9 protein-coding genes are annotated in these 7,895 nt (G+C 40.5%); 1 reads left to right on the forward strand and 8 read right to left on the reverse strand.

All coding sequences use genetic code 11. The features are described from left to right. Positions 1 to 192: 192 nt before the first annotated feature. The 5 genes from HUS62_RS21920 to hutH all read right to left on the reverse strand — a co-directional run bounded on the left by HUS62_RS21920 (position 193) and on the right by hutH (position 5,298). The gene (locus HUS62_RS21920) at positions 193 to 555 is read right to left on the reverse strand and encodes a hypothetical protein (protein WP_175081146.1); all 363 of its coding nucleotides are present in this window, start codon (positions 553 to 555) and stop codon (positions 193 to 195) included. Between the two features lie 26 nt (positions 556 to 581). Continuing rightward, positions 582 to 974, reverse strand: coding sequence for a hypothetical protein (locus tag HUS62_RS21925; protein WP_175081147.1), 393 nt, complete (start codon positions 972 to 974; stop codon positions 582 to 584). A 286-nt stretch (positions 975 to 1,260) separates the two neighbouring features. Then, on the reverse strand, positions 1,261 to 1,671 hold the full coding sequence (locus tag HUS62_RS21930; RefSeq protein WP_175081148.1) for a GFA family protein: 411 nt from the start codon (positions 1,669 to 1,671) through the stop codon (positions 1,261 to 1,263). A 121-nt stretch (positions 1,672 to 1,792) separates the two neighbouring features. Next, positions 1,793 to 3,793 (reverse strand): urocanate hydratase, encoded by a 2,001-nt coding sequence (locus tag HUS62_RS21935; RefSeq protein ID WP_175081149.1) that lies wholly within the window; start codon positions 3,791 to 3,793, stop codon positions 1,793 to 1,795. A gap of 11 nt (positions 3,794 to 3,804) precedes the next feature. Then, positions 3,805 to 5,298 (reverse strand): histidine ammonia-lyase, encoded by a 1,494-nt coding sequence (gene hutH / locus HUS62_RS21940; RefSeq protein ID WP_175081150.1) that lies wholly within the window; start codon positions 5,296 to 5,298, stop codon positions 3,805 to 3,807. A 120-nt stretch (positions 5,299 to 5,418) separates the two neighbouring features. Between hutH and HUS62_RS21945 the strand changes: the two genes are divergently transcribed. Then, entirely contained in the window at positions 5,419 to 6,315 is an 897-nt protein-coding gene (locus tag HUS62_RS21945; RefSeq protein WP_175081151.1) for a LysR family transcriptional regulator, read from the forward strand. On the opposite strand, the gene HUS62_RS21950 is transcribed toward HUS62_RS21945, so the two are convergent. Genes HUS62_RS21950 through HUS62_RS21960 form a run of 3 tightly spaced genes read right to left on the reverse strand, consistent with a single transcriptional unit; the run spans position 6,293 to position 7,637 of the window. After that, positions 6,293 to 6,790, reverse strand: coding sequence for a hypothetical protein (locus HUS62_RS21950; RefSeq protein ID WP_175081152.1), 498 nt, complete (start codon positions 6,788 to 6,790; stop codon positions 6,293 to 6,295). The genes HUS62_RS21945 and HUS62_RS21950 overlap by 23 nt on opposite strands. Beyond that, positions 6,783 to 7,172, reverse strand: coding sequence for a DoxX-like family protein (locus HUS62_RS21955; RefSeq protein WP_175081153.1), 390 nt, complete (start codon positions 7,170 to 7,172; stop codon positions 6,783 to 6,785). The genes HUS62_RS21950 and HUS62_RS21955 overlap by 8 nt, the downstream gene beginning before the upstream one ends. A gap of 48 nt (positions 7,173 to 7,220) precedes the next feature. Continuing rightward, on the reverse strand, positions 7,221 to 7,637 hold the full coding sequence (locus HUS62_RS21960; RefSeq protein WP_082665559.1) for a DUF805 domain-containing protein: 417 nt from the start codon (positions 7,635 to 7,637) through the stop codon (positions 7,221 to 7,223). Positions 7,638 to 7,895 lie beyond the last annotated feature (258 nt).

Genomic DNA, 7,895 nt, shown 5'->3' on the forward strand with positions numbered 1-7,895 from the left:
GTTGAATCAGCTCGTGAAAAACTTGAGAGGGCTTATGGTGCCCTCAACTAGTCAGAACTTGTGTGATGGAGTACTAGGATCTAGGCTCTAGGACGCAATATAAAATCGCTGCTCCTTGTTCGGCATTGAAACGCCTCCTACAAACTTGTAACTCGCTAACTTTACCCTTGTATGTCGCTAACTTTAACCCAATTAAACAAGCATATTGTTTAACATCATTCCTGGCATTAAAAATACCATTGCAAAAGAGAATGAGCCGGTGAGTGAAACTGCAAGACAGCAAAATGCCGTTTGCATCAAAAATACGTTGGGTTTACCAGAGGCACTTTTTTGAAATGACACATACGCAAGTAACAGATTTTCTTTAATTTTTAGAAAGTAAGAACGCACTACCCTGATTATAGGCAAGCTGTACATTGCTAAAAAAGCAAATACAACTTCTATTCCACCAAAATGAAATAACAGTGCAATCTCAGGTGAGAACCAACCAACAATAGCTATCAAGCACCAAAATGCAGCTTTTTGATATTTATTTAGTTCGTGCCATTTGATCATCGTCTTCCTTGTATTTCCAATTATATTTAAATTAAGTGAGCAGCTGATTTATCTAATTTAGTTATATAAGCTTTGAGCTCTGCAAGCTGAAGTTTTTCGCCTTGGTGAGCATTCATCGCTTTGGCAAAATAGCTGTTGGCTTGCTGCTGATCACCAGCATGCTCATGAATGAGTCCAATTCGAAGATAAGTAAAAGCAAGGTTATTAGGGCCTAACTCTGTTTGCAACGTTTTAGCGCTATCAAGCTCAAGAATTCTTGCTAGTGCATTTAACGCATAAAGCGCACTATCGCTCGAACCTTTGATGTACTGAGAATGAGCAAGTTCAAGCTCTTTTTTAAGAAACTCAGCTGTAATTTCATTTGCGTTTGCAGGTACAGCTAACGAGACTAAAGCAGCTAAGGTTAAAACTTTAAACATATTAAACCTCCTTTTAAAATGTGTTTTACAGATTAATCAAACTCGACCAACTGGTCAAACTTTATTCTCACATCTCGCTAACTTCTCTTTTAACGCGCTAAAGCACGACCTACAAACGCGCGAAACAAGTTTCACGCCTACGATTGAAAGCATTAGGTACTGGGGTTTAGGCTCTAGGACGCGATGTAAAATCGCTGCTACTTGTTCGGCGTTGAAACGCCTCCTACAAACTTTTAACTCACTAATTTTACCCTTGTAACTCGCTAACTTTTCTCTTTAACCGAGCTTAATCGCGACCAAAGCCAATCAACTTTTTGCCATTTAAACCTTTTTTATGCCATTCGGTTTGCTCTTCGCAGAAAATTTGCGCGTCTAATTCTTTACTTGGCTCTTCATTTAAACTGCCTGCAGGTACAAGTAGGTATTTACTGTCTTGTGATTCAAATGGCAGCGCAGAGCCACAGGTTTTACAAAACGCCCTAGATAATGCACGACCAGGGTAATTAAACCGTGTTATATGCTGTTGGCCTTTTACCCATTCGATAGCATCAGGTGAAGTAAACAAGTTTGCAGCATGGGCTGTGCCGGTTAGTTTGCGGCATTGTTCGCAATGGCAGAAGAAAAAACGCCTAAAGTTATCAGCGACTTTAAAGCTGACTTCGCCGCAGCAGCATCCACCAGTAAGTGTTTTAGTCATATCTATCTCCTTATTCGCCAAGCTAAAAATTTATTCCCTAAACGATGCGCTATTTAATAATTTTTGGCAATAAAAAAGGCCATGTTGCACTTACAACATGGCCTTTTTGCATTGACACAACTTAGAAATCTAAGTTTGATAAAACTTCATCATCAACGTTATTAGACAAGGTCACTTTAAGTTTAGGGGTACGAGCCATTTCACGTTTAATCGCAAAATTAGCTTCTTCGTTACGCGCCCAACTACGACGAGCAATACCGTTGTTTACATCAAATAATAGCATAGATTTCAAACGACGCTCGGCAGCTTCACTACCATCTAGTAGCATACCAAAACCACCGTTGATCACTTCGCCCCAGCCTACACCGCCACCATTGTGAATAGATACCCAAGTAGCACCACGGAAACCATCACCAATTACATTGTGAATCGCCATGTCTGCTGTGAAGCGGCTACCATCATAGATGTTTGATGTTTCACGGAAAGGTGAATCAGTGCCACTTACATCATGGTGGTCACGCCCAAGTACAACCGGACCAATTTCGCCACGATTAATGGCATCATTAAAGGCTTTAGCGATTTCAGCGCGGCCTTGTGCGTCTGCATAAAGAATACGAGCTTGCGAACCAACAACCAGTTTGTTTTGCTTCGCATCTTTGATCCACGTGATGTTGTCTTGCATTTGCTGTTGGATCTCTTCAGGCGAGTCCGCCATGATTTTATTTAAAACGTCTGCAGCAATCGCATCTGTTTTATCAAGATCTTCTGGTTTACCTGACGTACATACCCAGCGGAACGGGCCAAAACCGTAGTCAAAACACATTGGGCCAAGAATATCTTGTACGTACGATGGGTATTTAAAATCAATTCCGTTTTCAGCCATTACATCGCCACCAGCGCGTGATGCTTCTAGCAAGAACGCATTACCATAATCAAAGAAGTAAGTACCTTTTGCCGTGTGCTTGTTAACAGCATCGGCGTGGCGCTTAAGCGTCGCTTGTACTTTTTCTTTAAATACTTCTGGCTCTTCACGAATTAAACGATTTGACTCTTCATAGCTGATATCAACCGGGTAGTAACCGCCTGACCAAGGGTTATGAAGTGAAGTTTGGTCTGAACCTAAGTGAATGAAAATATCTTCTGCTAAGAAGCTTTCCCATACATCAACCACGTTACCGATAAAAGCAATTGAAACCACTTCTTCATTTTGCTGGGCCGTACGTACACGCTCAACAAGCTCTGGCATGTTATCAATTAGCTCATCAACCCAACCTTGTTGATGACGCTTAATAGCCGCCTTAGGGTTAACCTCAGCACACACAGTAATACAATTAGCAATGTTACCCGCTTTAGGCTGCGCACCACTCATACCGCCTAAACCAGCAGTTAAGAAGATCTTACCTTTTGGTGATTCGCCTTTTTCGAGCACTTTACGGAATGCATTCATGACCGTAATGGTTGTACCGTGAACAATACCTTGCGGGCCAATGTACATAAATGAACCCGCAGTCATTTGACCGTATTGAGTTACACCTAGTGCATTGAATTTTTCCCAGTCATCCGGCTTTGAATAGTTCGGGATCATCATACCGTTTGTTACAACCACGCGCGGTGCTTCAACTGATGATGGGAATAACCCCATAGGATGACCCGAGTACATGTGTAGCGTTTGGTCTTCTTCCATTTCGCTTAAGTACTTCATAGTTAATAAGTACTGCGCCCAGTTTTGGAATACCGCACCGTTACCACCGTAAGTGATTAGCTCTTCAGGATGCTGTGCTACTGCAGGATCAAGGTTATTGTCGATCATTAACATGATAGCGGCAGCTTGTTCGCATTTAGCCGGGTAATCGCTAATTGAGCGCGCTTTAAGTTCATAGTTAGGCTTAAAGCGATACATGTAAATACGGCCAAATTGCTTAAGCTCAGTGGCAAATTCAGCGGCTAATTCTTTGTGCCATTCTTTAGGGAAATAACGCAATGCGTTACGAATAGCTAATTGCTTTTCGTCAGCCGATAAAATGTCTTTACGTTTTGGAGCACGGTTTGCATCACTTGGATACGGTTTTGGCTCTGGTAATACGCTTGGGATACCTTGCTTAATTTGTTCTTGAAAAGTCATTATTTGCTCCCTTAGTTAACTTTAAACGCTTGCGATTTAACAAGTTCTACCATGGCATCAATGTCTGGCTTAAGTAAGCGGTCTTCTTCTAGTTTGGTAACTTTGCTGCGAATTAGCGCAAAGTTTTCTTCAATGATGTCTGAACACTTGTTAGGACGTCTAAATTCGATTGCTTGCGCTGCATACATCAGCTCAATAGCAAAGATTTTATCAAGGTTACCTAAAATCTGGTTTAACTTACGACCAGAGATACTACCCATAGATACGTGATCTTCTTGGCCCATTGATGTTGGTACGCTGTCTGCTGATGGCGGGAAACACAATGATTTATTTTCTGTTACCAGTGCAGCAGTCACATATTGCGGGATCATCATGCCAGAGTTTAAGCCACCCGATGTCGTTAACAAGCGTGGTAAGCCGTGTAAGCCCTCAAGCAATAAATAACAACGACGATCAGCAATGTTACCAAGCTCTGCCGCTGCGATTGATGCGTAATCTAAAACCATAGCAAGTGGCTGGCCGTGGAAACCACCTCCTGAAATAGCTTCTTCTTCGCTGATCACAATTGGGTTATCTGTTACAGAGTTCATTTCTGTTTCAGCAAGCTCTTTTAAATGGTAGTACGCGTTACGTGATGCACCATGAACTTGTGGAATACAACGTAGTGAATAAGGGTCTTGTACACGGTCACAATCAGTATGTGAAGCCATGTTTTCAGAACCAGCAAAAAAGCTACGCATACGCGCTGCAACTTCAACGTTACCTTTAAAAGCACGAATTGCGTGTAACTCTTCACGGAACGGCGATTTGCTACCTTGCATACCTTCAATACTCATAGCACCTGCGATATCTGCAAGGTCTAATAAGTAACGCATTTTAGTAAGTGCAGTAATGGCATGCGATAAAATAAACTGAGTACCGTTAATTAACGCTAGGCCTTCTTTAGCATGTAATTCTAAAGGCGCTAAACCGTGCTCTTTTAATACCTCTGCTGCTGGTTTGATTGTGTCGTTTACCCAAAACTCACCTTCACCTAAAAGAGGTAAGAATAAGTGCGATAACGGTGCTAAGTCGCCCGATGCGCCAACTGAGCCTTGCTCTGGTACAACAGGGATAATATCAAGTTCAATAAACTTAAGCATACGCTCAACTACGGTTAAACGAATACCCGAAAAACCTTGGCTTAATGCATGTACTTTGGTGATTAGCATCAGCTTTGAAATAGGTTTAGCGATTGGCTCACCCACACCAACAGCGTGTGTGATCAATAAGTTCTTTTGTAATAAGTTAGTTTCTTCTGGAGAAATTTGTGTATCACACAATGGACCAAAGCCCGTATTGATACCATAAATGGCTTTATCTGAGGCAGCCATTTTGTCTACGTTTTGGCGGCTTTTATTAATTTTATCAATTGCTTCTTGGCAAAGCTCTGCCTGTAACGTACCGGCTGCAATAGCATTAACGCTGTCTAACGTTAATTGGTCAACACCATACTTAAATGTCATTTATAACTCCTAAAGAACAGGATTAAGTTTTATTTAGATGGAGTCTAGCTTGCTCTAGTTGTTTTACAAATGCATAATTATCGTTATTCATTCCAGATTTATCGAACTAAAAGAAGAGCTATGCAAGTTCATGACGTAGACCTGCGCTTATTGCGCGTTTTTGTAGCAATTGTTGAATGTGGCGGGCTTTCAGCAGCTGAGTCACGTTTGAATATTGGCCGCTCTACCATCAGTGCGCATTTATCAGATTTAGAAGTAAGGCTTGGTATTAAATTATGTAAACGTGGCCGCAGTGGTTTTGAAATTACAGACGCTGGCGCCATCACTTATCAGGCATCGATAGAGCTGCTTCAGCAATGCGAAGCCTTTGCTAATACCGTAGCAAGCTCTAAAAACGAGTTATCGGGGCGTTTAAGTATTGCCATTATAGATACCATGGTCAGTGACCCGCGTTGTGCCATTCCCCGCGCGATAGCAAGATTAAAAGGCAAAGGTAAAAACATTCAGTTCGATATTAATGTGTGCGAGGCACGAGAGGTAGAAACCGCAGTAGCCAATGGCCGCTCGTTGGTGGGCATTGGTGTTAGCCGCCATCATATTCGCGGACTTAATTACACAGCCCTACATAACGAAACTAACTTTTTGTATTGCGCTGTCGGCCACCCATTATTTGAGTGTGATGACAAACAAATCAATGAGCTCATTAAAGAAGCCGAAGTCATTACCAGTAACTACATGCGCGATAAAGAAAGCCGAAACGACGGTTTAAACTATCAAAACAGTGCTATTGCTTATCACGATGAAGGTATCGCACATTTAATTTTATCGGGTGAATTTATTGGTTATTTACCCGATCACTACGCACAGTTCTGGGTCGAAAAAGGAATTTTTAAAGCTATCCAGCCAAACAAATATCACTACGATATTCCTGTGGTATTGATCACCTCAAAAACAAATGCCGGCTCTCCTTTAGCAAATGCCATGATTGATGAAATTAAGCGTTGTTATTCGGTTTAGCTTTAAACTTGTTGATTAAACTAAAAGCAATCAAAATCAGACCAAAAATACCAAGCAATATACGAGCTATGTTGCTTTTAACTAGCGCCTGTTCATAACTTTGAATCATCTTACCATTAAGTTTTAATTGATGGACTTTATACGCTTCGGCACTTTTATCATACGAAGCCAAAATATGAACGTTATCATTTAAGCTAATTGGTAAGTTAGTTGGTCTAAGGAATGTAGTCGTCTTCTCAGTACCAACAACTGTCATGAGTTTACATTTAAATTTGCCACAATTTCTATGTGAATCATAAAAGCGTTGTACTACGCCCTGCTCATCTATTAGTTGCTCTTTTATAGGCAAATCCAAAAAAAAGAATGCGGCAATAATCTGTACTAAACCTATAAAAAATAAATAAGAAGATAAAAATTTTTTTTCTTCTTTTTTTGTGAATTGAGTTATTGGTGACTGGTGCGGCGTATTAAGCATTGAGCTGTGGTTCTTTGAGTTCTTTAATTAACACGAGACTAAACGCGATCATGGCAAGGTTTGTAGTTACAGGGTTAAACGCTTCTATTAAAAGTGCTGGTTGTAAAACAGCAACAAACAGCATTAGCCCTACTAAAGCAGCTATGTTGAGAATATTGATTAACATTGAACGATAGAAAATAAAAAACAGCACGGCAAATATAATTTCACCTATGCCAGCTGCTCGAGTAATGAGCGTTGAGATTTCAGCATTAAAACCAAAACTTGCCGTCATTTGTTGTTCTAAGGGGGCAACATGAATAAGTTTTGGCATCAGCCCATGATAAAACCAACTAAAGCTGATAATAAATCGAGCGATTTGAATCGTAGTAAAATGCTTCATTGGTAAGTTTACTTTGTGTGCTCTGTTATTCAGAGCACACAGTGTAGCTTATAAGCTAGTAGGTTGACCGAAACGGTTCTCAGCTTCATCACCTGCTAAAAAGCCATTTTCGATTAACGCCCAGATACCACCAATAACTGGAACTAAGCCAATCAGTACCCACCAACCTGATTTATTACGGTCATGCCAGCGCTTTACTTGAACCGCAAGCGAAACCCACATAAGTGGGATATAAAAGATTAGTGTGATCACAGAGATTGCTGTTTCATTACCACCTGTTAATAATGCAACTACGAACATAAAAACAAATGAAGCTACAATAATACCTAAGAAAGAATACCAATAGGTCTTACGAGGAATACGTCCCTTAAAAGAAAATAAAATTTCTTTCATGCTTAAAGTGGTTGTTTCTGTTGATGCTGTAGCAAGGTTTGATTCTGGGGCTTGATATACGTTTTCTGACACTGTCATTTCCTTTGATATGTGTTGTAGCAAACCGAATTAATCTAGTCTGCTGATTTATGTTGTTAATAGTGCTGAATTAAGCATGAATAAGATAACACAAAATGATTGGATTTGGGTACTAAGAAATTGCTGAAAAACTACGAACAAGTAACCTAAAGACATAAAAAAAGCACCCTTAGGTCAATGCCAGTCAGTTAAGCTGACTGGCATTTCTTTTTTTATGTGGGTACTTTGATGGCTTAGGCTTTATCGCTCTTG

This window comes from Pseudoalteromonas sp. 0303, from assembly GCF_013349995.1.
Taxonomy (GTDB): Bacteria; Pseudomonadota; Gammaproteobacteria; order Enterobacterales; family Alteromonadaceae; genus Pseudoalteromonas.

Excerpts from the sequence above, each read along its gene's own strand:
- HUS62_RS21920 (WP_175081146.1), bottom strand. The coding sequence starts at position 555 with ATGATCAAATGGCACGAACTAAATAAATATCAAAAAGCTGCATTTTGG.
- HUS62_RS21925 (WP_175081147.1), bottom strand. The coding sequence starts at position 974 with ATGTTTAAAGTTTTAACCTTAGCTGCTTTAGTCTCGTTAGCTGTACCT.
- HUS62_RS21930 (WP_175081148.1), bottom strand. The coding sequence starts at position 1,671 with ATGACTAAAACACTTACTGGTGGATGCTGCTGCGGCGAAGTCAGCTTT.
- HUS62_RS21935 (WP_175081149.1), bottom strand. The coding sequence starts at position 3,793 with ATGACTTTTCAAGAACAAATTAAGCAAGGTATCCCAAGCGTATTACCA.
- hutH (WP_175081150.1), bottom strand. The coding sequence starts at position 5,298 with ATGACATTTAAGTATGGTGTTGACCAATTAACGTTAGACAGCGTTAAT.
- HUS62_RS21945 (WP_175081151.1), top strand. The coding sequence starts at position 5,419 with ATGCAAGTTCATGACGTAGACCTGCGCTTATTGCGCGTTTTTGTAGCA.
- HUS62_RS21950 (WP_175081152.1), bottom strand. The coding sequence starts at position 6,790 with ATGCTTAATACGCCGCACCAGTCACCAATAACTCAATTCACAAAAAAA.
- HUS62_RS21955 (WP_175081153.1), bottom strand. The coding sequence starts at position 7,172 with ATGAAGCATTTTACTACGATTCAAATCGCTCGATTTATTATCAGCTTT.